The sequence below is a fragment of the Tengunoibacter tsumagoiensis genome (assembly GCF_003967535.1).
Classification (GTDB): Bacteria; Chloroflexota; Ktedonobacteria; order Ktedonobacterales; family Ktedonobacteraceae; genus Tengunoibacter; species Tengunoibacter tsumagoiensis.
Genome location: NZ_BIFR01000001.1, coordinates 2,765,867 through 2,785,888, shown reverse-complemented (window position 1 = coordinate 2,785,888; position 20,022 = coordinate 2,765,867). Strand labels below are relative to the sequence as shown.

Below are 20,022 nucleotides of genomic sequence, written 5' to 3'. Positions count from 1 at the left end.
AGGATACAATCTTTAGCAGTCACCCTTTCGCACCGGGCCAACATCACCAATCAACTGAAAAGCTGCCCAGAAATAGGGATGGCAGCGCGATGGCCAGCCAGATTGACGAGCATTGACGATAAATTGCCGCTGAGCTTCTGCCAGGGCCGTGGCTTTGCTCTTTCCTGCGAGGATGGCCCGATAAAACATCTCCATGAGCTCGGCTGTGCTGGCATCTTCAACCTTCCATAGCGTAGACAGGAGCGAGGCAGCCCCGGCATACAGAAAGCCACGACCAAGCCCCATGACTTCATCAACGCCCCCAATCACGGCCCGACCAGTCTCACAAGCACTTAATACAACCAATGAGCAGGCGGACAGCGTCAGGTTAAAGACATCTATTGTGCTGAGTGCACGATCTGCAAGCTTGATTGATGAAAAATTAGGGGCATCCAGACGAAATTGACCGTGAGCCGCAATATGGACAAGCGGGCTCTGCGCAGCCTCTTTCCAGAGGAGATCAGCGGTTGCCTGTTCGTTTAATGCACAGTGAGCACCCAGGAGCTGCGAAACGACCTGTGCTTCCTGTAGAACATGCGGTAACCGGCCTCCTTGAGAGAAACCTACTACAAGTGATCTCTGTAACTCGTCAGCGCTAACCCGCACCCGTTCACCACGCTGTCGACAAATATCCAACAGTGCAGCCGCTGGCAGGTAAGAACATTCTTTTTGCTCTATAAGAAAGTGTTTTCCATCAAAGAGGCAATGAAACGGTAGATAATGCAGCATTCCATAAGGAACAATAATTACCTTCCCGCTCTGCTCTAAAGCTGATGCCACTGGTTCCATTAAAAGTTGATAGAGATGGAACAGGAGCCCCTGAGCATTCTCCATTACTGGCGGAAAACTCTGCATCTGGTCGGAGTCTCCCAACAATTGGGTGGCCAGTTCCAGATTTGTACTCCATAAAGAGAGGAGACGCTCTAACTGCGGGACACTATCAGGAACAGTTGTGATCCGGGTCTGACCCTGGTACATTTGAAAGATGTAGATATCCGTTCCAGAAAGATAGTATTCCAGGAGAAGTGTATCGGCAGTGAGCTCCTGAGCGAGAATAGATTGTGGTAGTTTGAGCCAGAAGAGATCTGGACTTACAGTGATAGAACCACTGGCAGGTTTTTGTAGTTGAATAACCAGTTGCTCAATTTTTTGTTCGCGCTGCTGCAATTCATGGCGAGCCTTGAGAGGACCCATGGCCTGTCGCCGCATAAGAGCAGTATCGCTAAGAGCCGCTTCGTCTTCCGTCTGATAGACAATTGAACTAAACCAGGCCTGCTCTGCGCGTAAACGAGCCAGATCCTCTAGAAGAGGTTCGCTCGTGGCTCCATCTGTTCGCAGCCGAATGTCGATATTATTACGCAAATAATCGCCTAATACACGGGACTTTGCCTTCTCTACATAGGTAAAGGCCAGGGAGATCTTCTCATTGCGCAACGCCAATAGTATTGCACGTTGATAGATTCCGCCTTTATCCTCTAAAAAACTGGTGCGCTCATCTAAAATGAGGCGGCTCTGAACTTTATCAATGCACTGTATCGCACGTTCATAGGCTGCTTCGGCTTCTACCAGATCGCCTTGCTGCTCGACAATCTGACCCAGGAGCATCTCACAACAATAGGTCAGATCTAAAAGATCCTGGCCTTTTGCAATATCTAACGCCAGATGGCAGAGATCCAGAGCAATCAGAGGTCGTTGCCTCGCTTCAGCAATACGCGCTTGTAGCAAAAGTGCCCGAGCTAAATAAGGTGAATCACCTCTCTCCGCAAACACTTCAGCCACATAGTCAGCCTCTTGCTCGCTTTGTTCCAGAAGAAGGCAAGAAAACCTCAATTCTGCGCGCCGCAAACGGGCCAGGAGCGCTAAACGTCCAAAGCCTCCTTCTTCCAACAAGACAATAGCTTCGTCTAACATGTCTGCTGCACCATCAAAGCTCTGCTTACGGGCGGTAATATCTGCCTGAAGCATCAGTGAACGGGCCAGATTATGCCGTTGCTCAGGCTGGGTGCGAAAAAATTGGACGATCTCTTGAGCAATCTCTGAGGCTTCTTTGAGACGATTAAGCCGAAGAAGGCAGATACAGATCTGTTGAGCTACTTCGGCAGCAGCCTCAGGCATTGCATGCTTATAAAAAAGTGCCCGGCTATGGCGATAGAGCTGTAAGGCCTGACTATAATGACCCTGCGCGACTGCACCATCGGCAATGTTTAACTCTTCACGAGCAACAGAGATCTCCTCGCGTTCCCCATAAAGCCTGAATGTCTCACAGGCCTGCTGATGCAAAGCAGCAGCCTCGTGAAAGCGCCCCATCGCCGCAAGGACCAGCGCTTTATTCCCTCTTGCACGCGCAATATGCAGATCAACCCTCTCGCCATGCATGCTATATGCTTCAATGGCTCGATCAAACAGGTGCAATGCGCGAACATACTGCCCTAACTCAAAATAAATAATAGCTGCACTCACATCAACCTGTCCAACGCGCTGAAGCTTACCATGGCGCAGAAAGACCTCTCTCGCCTGCCTCGCATCACGCAATGCTTCTGTCGTCCTATTCAGGCGCAAACACGCATTTATACGCCCAATACGTGTCCTTGCCCAGCCAACCTCATCCTGAAGAGCCAGAAACTCCTCTCCAGCTGCATCCAGAAAAGGAAGAGCCTCTTGATCGCGATCCATACGGCGCAAGGCATCGCCACGGGCCATAAGTCCCCAGGCCTGATAGACGCGTTGCTGCGTCAATTCGCCCAGCGTCATCAGATACCCTGCAAGGATAAATGAACGCCGCTCCTCCGTATTCCACAGGCGATCAGCCTCGCGCTTAATACTGCTTCCTAAACGGGCCTGTGCCACTTCACTTAATTGTGGCACATATTTTACAAGCAGACGCCGTCCCTGCTCTTCATTTGCTCCAACCAGCTCTGCCAATAATTCCTGCGGGGTCATAGGCTATTCTTCACCATAAAAATGAATGGGAAGCTGCTCAATCACCACGACCTCCTGGGAAAAGCGCAGTTCAAGCTCATATATCGCTGGAGAGAGATCAGTAAACACAAAATTTCCTAGCTCATCAATAGCTTGCTGGTGCAGAGCTTTCGTATCTGCACCAACTGGCACAAGACATACGTGAACACCTTCTAGAGAGCCCAGATTCGTCCCTTGATGAGTGACCAATCCAAGGAGCTGTAACGAGGCACTTTGTGAGGCTCCCTGCTTTAATTGCAAGAAGATCTGAAGCTTCTCAGTTCGATAACGTCGGGGCCATGGCTCTACTTTGCTGGCGATATGGCGTACCCCGGCCAGACCGGGCTGGAGAGGCATCAGTTCTGCCACAATCCGCCTTGCTGCCGTCTTCACTTTCTCCTGCCAATTCTTGACCATTTGCTGCGTCTCATGAATGACGTGCGAGGTTGGCACTATGGCGGCGAGAGAAAACTCCGATGGGCGCGCAGAGGCACGCTGTGACCTCTCCTCCAGCAGAGAATCAGAGGAAAGAAATGACGATAAAGAGGCAGCTTCGGCAGAACAGAGAACGCACTGAGCCAGATGCTGTCGAACAGTTATCATCTGTGCTGGTGAAAGCAACTCCAACTGATATTCACCGAGAAGCTGGCTCGAGGGACAGTCCCATCGATACAGAGTATTCACAAGTTTGAGTTCTATTCGTTGATAAGTTGCCAGACGGGATGAACAGGCCTGACATTGGGCTAGATGCTCAAAAACGGCAGGCCTTGTAGGCTCGCCATTGAAATAGGCAACTAACTCGTCGTCGCGAATAGCTCCCGGTTCACGACACTCCATCTGAATTTCGTGGCGCGGGTACCCCTGCATTTCTGCATGGGGAGGAAGCGCCACCCCTCCTTTTCTGTGTTCGTATTCATAGCCGTCAGACTGTGCAAGCCCCCGGCTTTAGCCATGGGGTTCCTGACCTGTTCTGCCGCAGCATTCAACAAGAACCGATAGATAGATCCAGTATCCATCAGGTTGTTTCAACCTAATAAACGAGACCGGACAGTATTTTAGTTCTTTCATTTTTCCTCTAAAACTTTTTCCTTACCTGAGCTCGCTTTAAGACTGAAAAAAAGCTTGCAAACGCCGATTGCGGCGGAGACGTTCCAGAACATTGCGCTTAATTCGATAGACATCATCCACACTGGGAAAGAAGCTCTGCTGCTGCATGCTAATCTCCCCTGGCTTCATCCCCTGCACATACGCTAAATAGACAAGCAAACGTTCATCTTCGCTATGCAGCTCTTCTTGAATGGCCTGCCAGAGATCTTGAGCTGAAAGATGGGCAATGACCGCCTCAGCTGGATCATCACTGGCCGGTTCCTGTTCAATCCCTTCTAAAGTCTCCTCATAATGTCGGGCCTGACGCGTCCGTACTTCATCCGCGACCACACTATGAACACACATCTTTAAATATTTTAATAAAGCGGCCAGAGTCGAGAAATTTTCTACTTTTTGAGGGGTCAATGCCTGCGAAAATTTGGCAAAAACAGCATTCACTAAAGACGAGACTCCTTCTTGACCCAGGATCGACATGGACCCTTGATGTTGCATAATCCAGGTCAGTACCAGAGGAGCATACTGCTGATACAAACAGGCCCAGGCCGCCTCGTCTTGAAAAATAATTGCTCGCCTGAATAGCTCCCGACAAAAACGATCGTTGGATGCACTCTGCTTTAAAAATTTTGCGGTCTCTTCTGAACAGAAACGAGCTAACTCGTTTACACTCAATTGTTCGGGTTGTCCAGCCTGTGGTGCGCTCTCGCGTGGTCCTCTCATACCGGGCTGCGATTCCGACGGCTGAGAGAGGTTGTGAGACTCCATCTACACTTGCTCCCTGCTTCCAGACTCCTACGCATTTCTCACCATATATGCAGCATATCGGAAGAAATACAAGGGGACAAGCTCCTAGTAGAAGCGGCCCTAAAAAGTATCTTTATTCCCACTATTATCGCATCTTTCAGGGATTTATTGCCACTCTCTCAGCCCGTTATGCCATTTTCATCCTTCCTCCAATCCCGGCATTCCCCGGGTTCATTTTTAGTTTAAGTCTATTCTGTTTTTATTCTAAAGAAATACCACTGTTTCCTTCTAGTTATTGCTATTCCTACTCTTCTTTCATTTGAATAAATGCCAGATCACTCTTCTATGTATAGTACAACTGGTTCAATTTTGCGTCAGTCATCCACTTACCACGCTTTTTATGGTATGCTTGTAAAACCCAGCAATAGCAGTGTAGCTCATATACACACAAGCCCACAACAATACGGGATAGGATTGTTCATGGCACAAAAAGGTATTCCAACCGATCAACTCAACAATGTGATCCAGGTTATTCAGTTGGGACGCAAAACCGGCATACTTCTGGTTGAAAGAGGAGAAGGCGGTCAGCTCGAAAAGGGGATGCTTCAGTTTGTTCAAGGATCTATTACAGATGCACGCTGTAATACATTTCAAGGGCAGGCTGCTTTAAACTGGCTCCAAACGTGGCAGGCATGCCGTTTCATTTTCACGCCCAATACCAATACGGTTGACCAACAGAACACGGCATCTGCCCCCTGGCCTTCCCAACAGACGCCACCATCTGCACGCGCTCCCAATACTCCAAAGGGCTTTGAGCCTACTCAGGGGCGCCCTCCACAGCGCACCTACTCTGCGGATGATGGCCTGGCTCTGCTTACACGAGCTGGACTTTCACGCTCCCATCGCCATTTATTTCTGTTAATCGATGGTCGGCGTACCTATGGAGAACTCATCCGCTTGATGGGGCGCAGTTCTGAGGAGGTACTGCAACTTCTCCATGATCTCGATGCCCTCGGCATTATTCATTCCTAGCGGAGACTATTATGGCTAATTTATCATCTGGAAAACAGTTTAGAATCTATCGCCGCTGGTTTACTCTTCCAGCACGTATTGCTATCGGATTAGTTCTGGCTGCGATTGTCCCTTTGCTTGCCCTTCTTATTTACATGAATTTTACAACCCGACCAGCTCTGATCGATCAAGCCAATAAAGCAATGGCAAGTGATGCTCAGACACGCGTTCAGCTCATTGATACTTATTTTAATGAACGTGTGCTCGATACTCAGACCCTGACTCAGATCCCGACGGTACAGGCTTTCTTGTTGACTCAGAACCCTGTTGGTTCCCAGGCGTACAACGATGATCGCACGCATGCCCTCTATTCTCTCCAGGCAGGCATCTACCGCAATGCCAGTTATATCAATTGGAGTCTCTTTACCGACCAGGGAAAGTTGCTCCTTGCCTACCCCGAAAATCCTACCCCCCATGGCTCCTCTCTTGTCCCACTTGAAGAATTACGCATTGTCGATTTTGGTATTCCACATATTTCACCTGTCTATTACAATGCAAAAAATCAACAAGCAACTATCGATATCTATGCACCAATCAATGGTCCTCAGGGAACGCCTTCCCAGGATAAGGTCATTGGTTTCCTGCGCGCAACGCTCAATCTTAACTATATCTGGCAGAATATCGTACAGAACGATACGGAGAACAATGGTGCAGGAAGTGGTGCCTTTATCCTTGATGATAACGGCGTCTATATCGCTGACTCCAATCCTGTCCGCCGCTTCCATAGCGCCGGAACGGTGAGTGATCTTCAACAGCAACATATCAGTCAAGAGCTTCGCTATGGAACGGATAAACCGGTCGTGTCTCTCGCTAATGCTGCGTTAGTTGATGCAAACGCACAGAAAACTGGTTCAACTACGTTTCAGGCACAGTTGTCGGATGATCAAGGCAATTATCAGATAGCACGACGGGCAACTGATCAGAAGCTTGTTCCCTGGAATTACTATGTCTTTAGTCCAGAAAGTAGCGAGACTGCGGTCGCTAATGCTCAACAAGAGAGTATTATTCTTCTCGCTGTCATCGCATCTCTGCTGGTTGCTATCGCTGGATTCTTTGCCGGGCAAGGACTGGCCCAACCCATTATCCGCTCTGCTGTCGCCCTCCAGGAGAACAGTCTGGCCCTGAGTACTCTGGCCAGTAATCAACAGGATGCCGCTGCCGAACAGATGTGGGTGGTTGATTCCTCACAGGTGGGTCTCCAATCGGTACAATACTATACAGAGGCGGCGAAAACTGTGTCGCGACAATTGCGTGAAGCTGCAACTGAGCTGGCTCAACGTGGTCAATTCAGCGATTCTCCTCAGATGCGCCATATTCTTGGACGTATTATGGAGGCAGCTAAGTATATTGAGGAGGCTTCAAACTATCAGTCCACCAGTAGCCAGAAATTGTCTACCGCTCTGAAAGTGGCCACACAGGTAACTGAACAGTTACATGGTGGCGCAACGTCTGCTAATGAAGCTGCCAAACAGCTCCAGCTCATCGTCCAGGAGCTTCGCGCTATTATTGGGCGCTAACAGAGCAACCAGCACGCTCGCTTTTATGCTATCCCAATGGAAACGGTTGGACCGCCAGGGGCCCTCACGGGCCCCTGGCTTTTTGATAACAGATCGATCACTCCTCTCCTCTCGTGGCCAATATCTGGCATACAATGAAACGAAAAAGCTCGACTAAACGTGATTACAGCGGGGGCCTTTCGACTGAGAAACAGAAGCCACTCCACGTCCCCCTGATATATGGTAAGCACGATCTCGCTTTTTTTCTACATCATTCTCTCTATGATGTGTTATTTTTTTGTGCTTTTTCTCATGAGGAGTCAAAAACAGATGATTGAGCTACAGGATCTCGGTGCACGCGTCACGCGCATCCATAATGATGAAGTAGAAGTCAAATTTGGTTTGTATCTGCCTGGCATCGTGCCTGAAGATGGCTATGAGGTCCATGTGATTGTCTTACACAAATCTGACCACTTCGACCAGAATGTTACTCCTCGCGATTTTCAACTCTCTCATGTGCCGCATTCAACTAATAGTCTCTGGCAGGCCACTATCCGCTTACAAAGCGAAGAGGGGACGCACTTTGGCAAACCAGGAAAGTATCTTTATCGCTACCAGTTGCTCCAGAATGTGCCTGATTCAGCGGAAAAGAAGGTGGTTACACGCTGGTTTACTGACCCTTTTGCTCTGGCTACAGATATCGGGCTGCTCTCAGCTTTCCATACTCCAGGTGATCTCCCTGAGTTTGAATGGACCGATCAGGATTGGAAGACGCCAGAATTAGATACGCTGGTCATTTATGAGCTGAATGTGGAAGAGTTCAATAGCAATTTTGCAGGTATTGTTGAGCGTATCCCCTATCTGAAAAGTTTGGGAATTACATGCCTGGAATTGATGCCAATCACAAGTCTGAAGCTTAATTTCGATTGGGGTTATGCCCCCATTCACTACTTTGCTCCTTATGAACGTTGGGGCGGGATCAATGGGTTAAAAAGTCTGGTCAATGCCTGCCATGCAAATGGCATGGCGTTGATTCTTGATGTCGTCTATCAACATGTCGATATGGATTTCCCCTATAACATGGTCTATAAGATGGCTGGTCTGGAGAGCCCCATGATTGGGGGCGATGGTCCCTTTGGCCCAGAGATTGACTATAACAAAGATTTTGCGCGCGAATATATTCAGACAGCGAATCACTACTGGTTACATGAATACCATATCGACGGTTTTCGCTATGATGAGGTCACTGATCTGTATGATGGACCAATGGGCATTCAATATGCTCGTATTGCCTATGATACCTACAATGAGTCGCTGAAGATTCCGCGCTTCACTCCTACGGGCCAGCCTGGTGAATACAGCCGTCTGATTCAGTGTACAGAGGCTCAGAATCGCCCTCAGGAGGTTCTCAGTATGACCTATAGCAATTGTACCTGGCAAGATGGTCTGATCTATCGCGCGAAGGAGATGGCACGCAATGGGAATGTGACTGAAGATTTTGTGCATCAGATTATTCTCTTCCCAGATTTTGCTGGCTATCCTATGTCAAAAACTGTTCACGATCGCGAGGGCAATCCTGTGGATATGCCCGTTATCCCTGTACAGTACTTTGAAAATCACGACCATAGTCAATTGATCTCCTATATCTCGACTTTAGAGGGGGATATCCCTTCTGGCGACCGTAGCCAATGGTTCAAGCTTCAGCCGTTTGCGATCGCTCTCTATACAAGCGAAGGCATTCCTATGCTCTGGCAGGGACAAGAATTTGTCCAGAATTATGTGCTGCCAGAAAGTGGTCGGGCACGAATTAACTATCAACGCAATGTGAGCTGGGAATATTTTTACGATGAGTTTGGAGCACCGATGATTCGGCTCTATCGCAATCTTGCCAGACTCCGCAGTAGTTACGCAGCTCTCCGTAGCAGGGATTCTTTTTACTATTCAGCTGAATCACGCCCACAAGACGGGATAGTCGCCTATCGGCGTCAGGCTCAAGGTCAGGTTGCGATTGTCTGTCTTAATTTCTCAGACGGTGCGCAAACGTTAGAGCTGCCCTTTCCCGCCACGGGAACCTATCGCGAGATGTTAGATCATGATGTTCGCCAGGAGGCTTATGATCTGACGGTGACTGAGGAGAATATGGTGCATACAATCGAAGTTCCTGCGCACTATGGGTTGATTTTCCTTAAAGAAGTCTAATGCAATGGAGATGAGTCCGGAGCTCCAGCCCGTTGACAGGGTCTGGAGCTCCGGACTCATCTCCATTGTTCTTCTGTGCTCACAATCAGAACGATCGTTTAATCCCCAAAGGGGACCCAGATATTCTTGACCTGCGTTGCTTCGCGAAGAAACTCTTCACCTTCTCCCTGGCTGCGCTCGAGCCAGTGACGAGGCCGACCATAATTCACCCATGTACGTTTCATATTGCTTATCGAGGCTGCTTCGATTCCTTGTGAACCTTGAGCGCTTCCAAAATACCACATGGCTGCCACATCCTCGTGTTCAGCCAATACTTTACTCAGTGGATCACGTGCACCAGTGACAATATTAACGACCCCCGCAGGGAGATCCGACGTTTCAAAGACCTGATAGCTATCCGTAGCACTCAAAGGGGCAACAGGCGATGGAACGACTACGACGGTATTCCCCATTGCAATGGCCGGTGCAATAAGTGAGAGAAACCCCAGGAGAGGATACTCATCAGGCGCAGCAATCCCAATCACGCCCAGCGGCTCTTTCATCGCCAATGCAACACCACGCAGGGGAGGACGATGAATCGTTCCCTCGTATTTGTCGGCCCAGGCAGCATAACTGAAGAGGCGAGAGAGACCAGTCTGAACCTCTTTACGCGCTTCTGCCTGGGAGCGTCCCGTCTGTTGCATAATGCGCCGAACAAATTCCTCTTCTCGGACAGCCAGATTTTCTGCCAGATAGTAGAGAATCTGAGCACGATTATGCGCAGTGCTGCTGGCCCACCCTTTAGCCGCCTGAGCCGCCTCAACAGCATTGCGAATATCTTTGCGCGTTCCTTCTCCAACCTCGCCCAGTACACGACCAGAGGCTCCCACTACAGGCAGGCTGTAGCCAGAATCTGGTCGTACCTGCTTGCCTCCAATAAAGAGCTTGGGGGTACGATCAATGGCTGGTAGACTCTCCCCATCCACTGGATGGGCTTCACTTTCTTCAAAGAGCTCAGCCTGCCTGGTCTCCGATATCGGGAGCAGAGATTTCTGCCAATCAGGCTTGAGATACTCATAGAGCCCCTCCTTCCCACCTTCACGGCCAAATCCACTCTCGCGATACCCTCCAAAGCCACAAGAGGCATCAAAGAGATTGGTGCTATTAATCCAGACACTCCCCGCTTTTAACCTGGGAGCAATGTCCAATGCCAGATTAATATTTTCGCTCCAGACACTGGCTGCCAGCCCATATGGTGTGTTATTGGCCAGCTCGACCGCTTCAGCCTGTGTACGAAAGGTCATTGTTACAAGTACAGGGCCAAAAATCTCTACCTGGGCAAGCGTAGAGGCTGGGGCAATGTTGGTAAAGAGCGTAGGAGGAAAGAATGAACCAGTTGTGGGGCAGCTCCAACTCGGTTGCCAGATCTCGCCACCTTCGCGAATGCCTTGATCTACCAGACGTTGAATCTCATCGCGCTGTCCAGTCGAGACAATGGCTCCAATATCTGTCGTCTTATCCAGAGGGTCACCGACGCGAAGATGCTCCATGCGTGTGCGTAATTTAGCCAGCAGCCGTTCTGAACTATTCTCCTGCACCAGTAAGCGCGATCCAGCGCAGCAGACCTGGCCTTGATTAAACCAGATGGCGTCAACTATGCCCTCAACGACACTATCAAGATCTGCATCGTCAAAGACAATAAAAGGGGATTTGCCACCGAGCTCCAACGACAGCTTCTTCCCAGAACCAGCGGTGGCCTGACGGATACGCTTCCCAACCTCAGTTGAACCAGTGAAGGCAATCTTATTCACATCTGGATGCTGAATTAATGCCTCTCCCACCTGCGACGCTTCTCCCGTGACGATGTTAATGACGCCAGCAGGAAGACCAATCTCTTGCACTATCTCTGCAAATTTTAATGCGGTTAAGGAGGTATAGCGAGCTGGCTTCAGAACAACTGTATTTCCCAGTGCAATCGCAGGAGCAATCTTCCAGGCCAACATCAAGAGTGGGAAGTTCCAGGGAATGATCTGCCCAATGACGCCTACTGGCTGATAGCCTGCCAGTTCTGTCTCTTGCAGTTGGGCCCAACCGGCATGATAATAAAAATGGCGGGCAACCAGCGGGATATCAAGATCACGGGTCTCACGAATGGTCTTCCCGTTGTCCAGCGTCTCCAGGACAGCAAAGAGCCGGGAATGCTTCTGAAGTTGACGGGCCAGTGCATAGAGATACCGCGCTCGCACATGGCCAGGAGTCTGGCTCCAACTCACAAAAGCCTGACGAGCGGATGCAACGGCTGCATCAACATCCTCACGCGAAGCCGCCGCAACACGGGCAAGGGTCTGACCTGTGGCTGGGTTTACGCTCTCTAAATACTGTCCATTCTGGGGGGCCACCCATTGATTATGAATGAAGAGTCCAAAGGGCTGCCTTTCTTTTAACCATTCCAGTGCTGGTGCAGAGCTCTCTGGAGCCGGGCCATACTCCATGGAAGAAAAAATTTCCATGATACTCATAAGCAAAACCTTTCTAGTCCCAACCGCTATGTATCCAATCGTGCACTAGACCAATGGATTATACTGGGCGGCCGCATAATGACCGGTGACAAAATAAGAGAGCTGGCGTTCGATATCTGAGAGTAAGCCGCTCGCGCCAATACGGAAGAGCGTATTGTTGAGCCAGTCCTGTCCCAACTCTTCTTTCATGAGAATCAACCAATCCAACGATGATTTTGCAGTACGAATCCCACCGGCAGGCTTAAAACCCACTTTCCATCCTGTCTGTTCATAGTACTCACGAATCGCTCGCACCATCACCAGTCCAACAGGAAGAGTGGCGTTAACGGGCTCTTTCCCCGTCGATGTCTTGATAAAATCGGCACCAGCCATCATGCAGACCAGACTTGCCATCCCTACATTTCGCAGGGTCGCCAGCTCATGGGTGGCAAGAATCGTCTTCAGGTGAGCCTCGCCACATGCTTCCCGAAACGCTTTGACTTCATCATAGAGCGCTTGCCAATCGCCAGTAAGCACATGGGCCCGCGAGATCACAATGTCAATCTCATGTGCACCGGCCTGGACGGAGGCCTCTATCTCGCGGATCTTCTGCTCAAAAGGGATCTGGCCCGCAGGAAAACCGGTGGAGACGGCTGCAACTGGAATAGAGCTGCCTTCAAGGGCTCTGACTGCTGTTGGGATGAGATTATGGTAAACACAGACAGCGCCCGTTTGCAGTGAAGGCACGCCCATCGACTCTAATAATTCCTGCCGAACAGGCTGCCTGGCTTTGGCACACAGGCGAAGGACATTTCCAGGGGTATCATCACCAGCCAATGCCGTCAGGTCAATACAGGTTATTGCGCGTAGAAGCCAGGCGGCCTGCCACTCTTTCTTGACGGTGCGCCGTGTCGTCAGGGTAGCAGCCCGGCGCTCAACCGCGCTTCTATTGACATGGACACGATTTACCCAGCTCATATCCAGAGGAAGACCAGGATTACGCATAACAGGTTCTACAGCAGACATTCCGGCTGATTCTGGCTCTATACGCTGTCTTGTTGTGGCCATAAGATTCTTTCCTTTGACAATGACAGAGCTCTGTCTTGTACTAGCGGGCAACTTCATGATAGTTCGATTAACGCCAATGCTCAACCCATTGTGCCCAGATTTCAGCATGTTCTGCCAGAGAACGCAGAAGAATCAGGGTCTGTTTGGCCGCAGCTTCTCCCTGCTGCTGTTCATCTTCATTTTCAATAGATTCACCTAACGAACGACGCATATGAAAAAGGAGCCAGCCCAGTCCGCTGCCCAGCAGCCCATGCAGGGCATCCAGCCCATTATCATGGATCTGTCCCCCCGCCCTCAGATATCCCTCTAATACGGCAGAAAAGACCTCTTCCTGAGGCTGACCAACGGTATAGCCGCTCCAACTTAACGCAACCCCTGACAGCTCCATGGTTGGATTAATCGGGCCAGCCGATTCCCAATCGACAATCTTGGGGGTACTGGCATCGCACCAGATGACGTTCGACGGATCTAGATGACGATGACTCACGACTAATCTCTGATTGAGCCGCTCCGCTGCTTCCTGTGAGAGCTTATCCCAGGTGAGTAACTGCGGAAGAAGCGCTCGCACTGGATTGGCCCAGGAGAGTCCCAGATCGGAGCCCTGGAAGGTCAGCATATCCCAGACTTCTTCTGAGAAATGGGGCCAGCTCAATGTATCCAATTCTGTGTATGGCAGAGGCAAAGCATGCATCTGAGCCAGAATAGAGCCAATTAAGCGGGCACGCGCTGGCTCAACCGGGCCAGGAGGAAGAAGCTCGCCAGGAATCCAGGTAGAGAGTAAAAACGTTTTCTCGTCGATTGTTTGAAGAAGCTCACCCTGATAAGAGTGGGTGGCTACGGCAGGGATGCCATGAGCGGCCATCGCCTCTGCCACCTGCTCAGCACGACGATAATCGTCAGCCAGACCGGGCTGACGAAGGATAGCAGTATTGAGTTCCTTAGCGGCAAATTCGCCCTGCTCGGTACGAAGATGCCAGACGCAATGGAGCTCGCCTCCTGTCACGACAGTGGGCTCACTCAACAGTGAACCAAGCCCACATTGTCGGCAGAGACGCTCAAGCGAAGATGTATTCATCACAAACTTTCGTTTCGCCTCTTGAAGAGAAGCTAGACACCAAATGTAGCCTTCTGCTGTTGATGATAGGGGGCCAGGGCAGCATTCGCCTGAATAATGGTCTCTATCTTCTCTACTAGCTCATCAAAGCTGGTCGCAAGCAATGTCATCACAACCTCGCCTGGAGTCAGCCCTACATACGTTCTAGCCCCAACACATCCAAAACTGACAGAGCTCTCACCCGACTGCCACGTTCGAGGGATCACGCCACACGTGGGCCGTCCAAAGGCAGTCTGTCCATGTTGCAGCCAGCTGACATCGCCCAGGGCCTCAGCCACTAACATAGCCTGCTGCGTATTCAAAATGCACAGCACAACATCAGCCTCTACTGGCAGTTCTTCAACTGGACCATAGATGATGCTGCTATGGGCTTTTTTGACCACTGGTAGAGCATTCACCTCTGAGGGTGAAAAATAATTGACACTGGCCATTGTCTGGACCAGATCCTGCGCACGCTGCTGAGCAGAGGCTGGCATCTTAAAGCCCATCGTTAACATGCCGATAGGACACTCTTGATGATCTTCTGCCGTTGCATAAAAGACCCCTTGCTCCGCTAGCCGCCAGAACGTGCATGCCGAAGGAACGCGAGAAGCGACATGCTTCACCTGCTCTGGCACTTGATCAACAAAGGCCAATCCTACTGGTCTATGCTGTAGCTGCAGACTGCTCACAAAACGTGCTGCCGGGTTTGTATGTTCCATCCAGCATCCCTCTTATTCTTTACAAAACAAGTTACACAAAACAAGTTACACAAAACAAGTTACGAAAAAGTTGGCCACGAACGGCTCAATTCAATTCTACCATAGATTGCCGCCCAACACGCGAGCTCAATCATAGTACGACCCTGCATATACAGGAAGAGCCCGAATATGCTACAATAGCTATAACATAACTCCTCAAACCTTTTGTTTTGGAAATTGTCTTTAAAAGTGACCAGACACCGCGAGAAGGATCTACTGCGTTCTATCTGGCTCAGCCATGTCTATTAGAAGAGGAGAAACTCATGCCTGCACGGATCTGCCTCGTCACTATCCACGGTATCGGCTTTGAACAACCACCCATCTATACTCCAGGAGAGGTCAATCCCTCGATCGAGGGCTATGCAGACGATCTTCATGAAAATCTGAGTCTCTTCCTGGATGGCAATCTCCTTAGTGATGATCCCGAACGCAAACGTCATCTCCGTGGCCAGAATGGGGTGATCTATGTTCAAAGCGTCTGGCCTGGTAACTCGTATAATGTAGAGGCTGGCCGTTCACGTCTGGGTACCTGGAATGTTGCCAGAGAGATCAATGTCCTTCCTGTCAATCTTGAGAATCAACCAGCAATCCTCTTTAATCAACAGGGACAGATCTCGCACGTTGCGCTGGTCTATTCACAAGAAGAGGGTCAGGGCTCGCTGGTGGGGACCAGTCTCCAGACCAGTTTAATGGCCCTTACCTCCCTTAAAGAATACGGACGCTCGACAAATGTAGCGCATATGCTCTTTACCGATCTTACAGCCCTCTGGAAACATGCCGCAGACCATCGACCATATGAAGAGGATGAACCCAGCCCTAGCCTGCGGATTCGTCAGGATGCTGGCTTCTATCGCAAAGATAGCCAGGGGGTCAATGTTGATCCTCACGATAATCAGGCCACCAATAGCCTGCTGACAACCCTCCGTCAGGTCGAAAACGATGTTGCAGCGTACGTCTGTTCCAATAATTTGCGCGAGCGCATCCGCAGTTTTGTGTTAGATGCCCTGCAACGCCTGGCTTGTCGCGATGATGTCGATGGGATTGTGATCAACGCGCATAGCAATGGTACGGTAGTGGCCTTCGATGTTGTCCGCAATCTGCCACCCTTCGCAGCCAGAAAGATCTGGGGGCTGGTCACAGCCGGGAGCCCGCTCCGCAAATATGCCAAACTCTTTTCGTGGGGAAGCACCATCGCAACCATTCCCCCGATCACGACCTGGCTTAACTTTTTTGATCCGAAAGATATCGTTGCCGATCCACTCTGTACACCTGCCAACTGGCTGATAGAAGACCCGGATCCCATTCATGAGCTTCGCTATGAACAGATTAATCTCAGCACTGGTAAGATCTATGAAGACCCAGATCCAGAGAGTGTGTTTCTTTATCAAGCGCTCAATCCTAATACGGGGCAGCTCCAGAATATCCCCATTCACGATAGACCAGTTGATAACCTGACCAATAGTGTCGGAGGTGGCATGAAGGCCCATAACTACTGGGATAATTCTCTGGAATTTGTGAAGCCGCTCTCAGATCTGTTGAAACAACTGGTCGCAAATCCGCCTGTTACAACTGACATGGATACGTAAGGCTTATTCACATTGAAAGGCGGACGAGCGCAAATGGTGTGGCTCGTCCGCTCTACGACAAAGCTTGTAATCATCACTAAACAGGCCAGACTCCTGCTCTCTTCTTCAGCAGTGCCTGATTACACAACTTTATATTTTTGAATTAAGCCCTTTATCCAATTGCTCTGCTTATCGGAAGGCACAAAGGAATTCTTTTGAAAACGTCTGGCCATGTCATTAATGAACTTGCGCTCAGGCTCACTAATACGCCCACTCTCTACTGCAATAGAGTCCATATATGTCTTGAGCCTCTGAACGCTCTGCCGCATTCCCTGGACCTCCTCAGCAGATGCGACACCTGCACCTTGACCTTGCGATGCCTGATTGCGTGGTCGCGCAGGGGCTGGATTATGGGCCTCAGGAGTATCTGAGGCCTGCCAGCGCTCATAGGCCGCGCGGTCATTATTCCAGGCTCCCAGACCAGCCAGCTCATCAGCCCGCTCATTGTGCAGTTGGCCTGCGTGGCCTCGTACCCATTCAAACTTTGGAGCCTGCTTGCGATAGCCTGAAAGAGTCCGATAGATCTCCCACAGATCGGGATTGGCCTTCATCTGATAGATTCCAGAGGCCACTTTGATGGTATATTCGCTATCGCTATAAATAGTTAGAGGGAGTGCTGGAGGGGCCAGCGATAAGACGGCCAGGACGGCTGCAATCTCTGCTCGATTATTCGTGGTTGTTTTTGATTTTGGAATGTGGCCATACTGCTCACAACAAGGTGCATCGGCACGCACAATCCCCTTTACCGCATCCGTGGCTGACCAGAGCAGGCAGCTCCAACCAGCTGGACCACCAGGATTTTTGAGACAGGCTCCATCTGTATAGGCAATCACCCCTGCCGATCCAATCTGAGGTAAGACTGTTCGCAGGTCGGTCTTGACAACGGTCTGGAGGACCGACTGCCATTCAAGAGATTCAATCTGTGTACTCAACCAAACTCACCCTTTCCTCACCAACATTTTTCTTGAAGATCTTTGCTCCATCGGGCTTCCTCACCCGTGTCTGATCTCCCAGCTAGTATAGCATAGACAGTGAGTTTAGCAGATATCAATAGGAACAAAGTTTCAAATAAGCTGGGAAGGAAAGGGCTTGTCGCCAGTCCTCCATACGTGGCTACGGCTAATCGCGGCGATCCTTGTGGTGCTCTTTGACCATCTCAATTACGACTGCCAGCGCAATAATAAAGGGGGCATCAACTCCCTGAGCCACCTCGACGCCATAGCTATCATGGAAGAGCGCAAATTGGCGTCCCACTTGCCCCATGAGGTTCCCTTGATCATCCAGAATGCTAAAGTTCCAGTTCCAGATATCGCCTTCAATATGAAACACCATCCCATCCTGACCCTTAATCTTAAACCGCTCTCCACCAAAGAAATGAAACTGCTCATGGACATTGCCCCAATGTTTGCCGTCCCGATAGAGATCATAGCTGGGATGAATCGAGATCAGATGCTGCTTAATATGCACTAGTTCTTTATGCGTGTGTTTATCTTTTAAGACAAGGTTGTCGCCAATGTGAAAAAATTTCCCATGAATCTCATAGACAGTATGTCCATTATCGTCACGTACCAGAAAAGCTTCCGTTAAGCTCCAGGCTCGCTCGCGCAAATGATACCGCACAGGCAATGCTCCTCTCACAATACAGGTGATTTCAATCATGAAGGGCTGACAAAAAAAAGCGCTCAGTCTTTCCCCTCCATTACAAGAGAACGTACCTGAGCACTTTTTATCACATGCCATGAGGCGCAATAGAAAAACAAGCTACCTATAAAACGGCACGTCTGGCAGTGATGACACCACGTTTGCTCTTACTCCCCTCTACAATGATGAGTGTCCCCTCTTGCAGAGAGTCGATCGCGGTCTTTATATCTTTCAGTGATTTTCCCTGATGATCAAAAAGGGTGGTCTCCGCATCGAGCACTACAGCGACAGGAACATCTTCACCTGTATTATCTTTATGGACGCTGCCTGCCAGAATATAGGTCTCTTTCTTCTCGGGATTCACGGTCTTAGCAATCACAGTAACCTTTCGACCGTTCTTCACAAGCGAGTCGACAAAATCAGGAAGCTCTTTGCGCAGTGACTCATCATGCTGGCTCTCTTTGGGCTCAGATTGCGTCTCCGTTGCCTCCGTCTCATGCTGCATAGTTGTCTCAGGCAATTTGCCTTCAGGCTGATGCTCATGCTGTTGTTTGGCTTCTACAATCCCTTTGTGCTCGTGCTTCTCATCGCCATTTTCAAACAGCTCATTGGTATATGTCTGCGGAATAGCCACGGTAAGAGCATGGGGGACCGCATCAAACTGATACGTCACCATCACCTGTGAGGCATCTTCAAGCTGTTCCAGACGCTCATAATCGGCTTTACTCAGATAATCCTTTAACTTTACAGCGCTTCCATCCAGGTGGAAAGAGATCGAAGCAGGAACTTTGATCTGCAAGTGAGCACCATGAAAGAACTCAGCACTGGTATTGGAGGGACGCTGACGCAGGAGCAGTGAGGAGATCTGCTGAATAGTTGTCAAAGGATCACCGGCTGTAATCACGCAGACATCCAGCAAACCATCGTCGATATATGCGTCTGGTGTAAGCTCAATAGAATTTGCTTTCGCATAGCTGCGGGTATTCCCAATCACCACCTGAAGAGCTTCACCCTTCCACAACAGATCGCCAGTGGACTCAGCTCCAACCGACTGAATTTCAATTGGAAAGGTATGGTGGGCTGGCAATTCTTTTAACGCAGACACACCTACAGCGAGGGGTCCAACACGATATTTTAAAGGCTTCGAGACATTCCCCATGATCGCTGCATCAATGCCAATCCCTGCCATGAGCAAAAAGTGATGGCGAATTTCTTTGCTTTCTTTCTGAATCTTCTTCTTGTTGCCACCTGTAACTGGTCGCGCCTCTTCACCAGGAAACTGGATCGAATGAATCTCCAGGCGTCCAACATCAACAGAGCGTTCTTTGCTATTGACAAGGGCCAGGGCAGCCTTCACTGGTTCAATAGGAACCCCAATTTCACCTGCCCAGACGTTCGCAGTCCCTCCAGGAAGAATACCCACCACACTACGACGGCTCTTTGGAACGCTCATGACCCCATTCACCACCTGATTCAGTGTTCCATCTCCACCCTGAGCAATAATCAGATCGGCCTTTCCCTGACTGGCTTTATTGGCCAGACCTATAATATGCTTACCATATTCTTTTAACGCAATCTCAGTCTTCCAACCAGCCGCTGCCAGCACAGCCAGCACATCAGGCAATTTTACAACATTCTCTCCTGCACGTGGATTCACGAGCAAGGACGCTTTTTTAACACGCATAGGTAGTAATCCTTCACATAAATATTCACGAATACATATTGGTACTACCTACACGTGAGAGT

At 49.9% G+C, this 20,022-nt stretch carries 14 protein-coding genes; 4 read left to right on the top strand and 10 right to left on the bottom strand.

Annotated elements, in window-relative coordinates:
• Nucleotides 1–12: 12 nt before the first annotated feature.
• The 3 genes from EL628_RS10935 to EL628_RS10925 form a co-directional block, all read right to left on the bottom strand.
• Nucleotides 13–2,979: a CHAT domain-containing protein gene (locus tag EL628_RS10935; RefSeq protein WP_126579981.1), complete on the bottom strand. Its 2,967-nt coding sequence runs from the start codon at nucleotides 2,977–2,979 to the stop codon at nucleotides 13–15.
• Nucleotides 2,980–2,982: 3 nt separating this feature from the next.
• Entirely contained in the window at nucleotides 2,983–3,888 is a 906-nt protein-coding gene (locus EL628_RS10930) for an anti-sigma factor (protein ID WP_126579980.1), read from the bottom strand.
• 213 nt (nucleotides 3,889–4,101) lie between these two features.
• The gene (locus EL628_RS10925) at nucleotides 4,102–4,866 is read right to left on the bottom strand and encodes an RNA polymerase sigma factor (RefSeq protein WP_126579979.1); all 765 of its coding nucleotides are present in this window, start codon (nucleotides 4,864–4,866) and stop codon (nucleotides 4,102–4,104) included.
• Between the two features lie 459 nt (nucleotides 4,867–5,325).
• On the opposite strand from EL628_RS10925, the gene EL628_RS10920 reads away from it, so the two are divergent.
• From EL628_RS10920 to EL628_RS10910, 3 genes are all read left to right on the top strand, one after another.
• Entirely contained in the window at nucleotides 5,326–5,877 is a 552-nt protein-coding gene (locus EL628_RS10920; RefSeq protein WP_161975413.1) for a DUF4388 domain-containing protein, read from the top strand.
• An 11-nt stretch (nucleotides 5,878–5,888) separates the two neighbouring features.
• Nucleotides 5,889–7,433: a cache domain-containing protein gene (locus tag EL628_RS10915; protein ID WP_126579977.1), complete on the top strand. Its 1,545-nt coding sequence runs from the start codon at nucleotides 5,889–5,891 to the stop codon at nucleotides 7,431–7,433.
• A gap of 309 nt (nucleotides 7,434–7,742) precedes the next feature.
• Complete coding sequence (locus tag EL628_RS10910) at nucleotides 7,743–9,611, top strand: alpha-amylase family glycosyl hydrolase (RefSeq protein WP_161975412.1); 1,869 nt, start codon at nucleotides 7,743–7,745, stop codon at nucleotides 9,609–9,611.
• A gap of 98 nt (nucleotides 9,612–9,709) precedes the next feature.
• Here the strand turns inward: EL628_RS10910 and EL628_RS10905 are convergent, their stop codons facing one another.
• From EL628_RS10905 to EL628_RS10890, 4 genes are all read right to left on the bottom strand, one after another.
• Nucleotides 9,710–12,109 carry an aldehyde dehydrogenase family protein gene (locus EL628_RS10905; RefSeq protein WP_126579975.1) on the bottom strand — a complete coding sequence of 800 codons (2,400 nt, stop codon included), beginning with the start codon at nucleotides 12,107–12,109 and terminating at the stop codon, nucleotides 9,710–9,712.
• Nucleotides 12,110–12,154: 45 nt separating this feature from the next.
• Nucleotides 12,155–13,114, bottom strand: coding sequence for a deoxyribose-phosphate aldolase (gene deoC, locus EL628_RS10900; RefSeq protein ID WP_126581926.1), 960 nt, complete (start codon nucleotides 13,112–13,114; stop codon nucleotides 12,155–12,157).
• Nucleotides 13,115–13,223: 109 nt separating this feature from the next.
• Nucleotides 13,224–14,231, bottom strand: a complete 1,008-nt coding sequence (locus EL628_RS10895) for a phosphotransferase (RefSeq protein WP_126579974.1) — start codon at nucleotides 14,229–14,231, stop codon at nucleotides 13,224–13,226.
• Nucleotides 14,232–14,263: 32 nt separating this feature from the next.
• Nucleotides 14,264–14,971, bottom strand: coding sequence for a DUF169 domain-containing protein (locus EL628_RS10890; RefSeq protein ID WP_126579973.1), 708 nt, complete (start codon nucleotides 14,969–14,971; stop codon nucleotides 14,264–14,266).
• A gap of 302 nt (nucleotides 14,972–15,273) precedes the next feature.
• Between EL628_RS10890 and EL628_RS10885 the strand changes: the two genes are divergently transcribed.
• Complete coding sequence (locus EL628_RS10885; protein ID WP_126579972.1) at nucleotides 15,274–16,596, top strand: hypothetical protein; 1,323 nt, start codon at nucleotides 15,274–15,276, stop codon at nucleotides 16,594–16,596.
• A 119-nt stretch (nucleotides 16,597–16,715) separates the two neighbouring features.
• On the opposite strand, the gene EL628_RS10880 is transcribed toward EL628_RS10885, so the two are convergent.
• The 3 genes from EL628_RS10880 to EL628_RS10870 all read right to left on the bottom strand — a co-directional run bounded on the left by EL628_RS10880 (nucleotide 16,716) and on the right by EL628_RS10870 (nucleotide 19,960).
• On the bottom strand, nucleotides 16,716–17,567 hold the full coding sequence (locus EL628_RS10880; RefSeq protein WP_126579971.1) for a ribonuclease HI: 852 nt from the start codon (nucleotides 17,565–17,567) through the stop codon (nucleotides 16,716–16,718).
• A gap of 187 nt (nucleotides 17,568–17,754) precedes the next feature.
• Entirely contained in the window at nucleotides 17,755–18,255 is a 501-nt protein-coding gene (locus EL628_RS10875) for an LURP-one-related/scramblase family protein (RefSeq protein ID WP_161975411.1), read from the bottom strand.
• A gap of 145 nt (nucleotides 18,256–18,400) precedes the next feature.
• On the bottom strand, nucleotides 18,401–19,960 hold the full coding sequence (locus EL628_RS10870) for a diacylglycerol/lipid kinase family protein (protein WP_126579969.1): 1,560 nt from the start codon (nucleotides 19,958–19,960) through the stop codon (nucleotides 18,401–18,403).
• Nucleotides 19,961–20,022 lie beyond the last annotated feature (62 nt).

Bases quoted from the DNA above. Each gene is read 5' to 3' on its own strand.
- EL628_RS10935 (WP_126579981.1), bottom strand. From the start codon at position 2,979: ATGACCCCGCAGGAATTATTGGCAGAGCTGGTTGGAGCAAATGAAGAG.
- EL628_RS10925 (WP_126579979.1), bottom strand. From the start codon at position 4,866: ATGGAGTCTCACAACCTCTCTCAGCCGTCGGAATCGCAGCCCGGTATG.
- EL628_RS10920 (WP_161975413.1), top strand. From the start codon at position 5,326: ATGGCACAAAAAGGTATTCCAACCGATCAACTCAACAATGTGATCCAG.
- EL628_RS10915 (WP_126579977.1), top strand. From the start codon at position 5,889: ATGGCTAATTTATCATCTGGAAAACAGTTTAGAATCTATCGCCGCTGG.
- EL628_RS10910 (WP_161975412.1), top strand. From the start codon at position 7,743: ATGATTGAGCTACAGGATCTCGGTGCACGCGTCACGCGCATCCATAAT.
- EL628_RS10905 (WP_126579975.1), bottom strand. From the start codon at position 12,109: ATGAGTATCATGGAAATTTTTTCTTCCATGGAGTATGGCCCGGCTCCA.
- deoC (WP_126581926.1), bottom strand. From the start codon at position 13,114: ATGTCTGCTGTAGAACCTGTTATGCGTAATCCTGGTCTTCCTCTGGAT.
- EL628_RS10895 (WP_126579974.1), bottom strand. From the start codon at position 14,231: ATGAATACATCTTCGCTTGAGCGTCTCTGCCGACAATGTGGGCTTGGT.
- EL628_RS10890 (WP_126579973.1), bottom strand. From the start codon at position 14,971: ATGGAACATACAAACCCGGCAGCACGTTTTGTGAGCAGTCTGCAGCTA.
- EL628_RS10885 (WP_126579972.1), top strand. From the start codon at position 15,274: ATGCCTGCACGGATCTGCCTCGTCACTATCCACGGTATCGGCTTTGAA.
- EL628_RS10870 (WP_126579969.1), bottom strand. From the start codon at position 19,960: ATGCGTGTTAAAAAAGCGTCCTTGCTCGTGAATCCACGTGCAGGAGAG.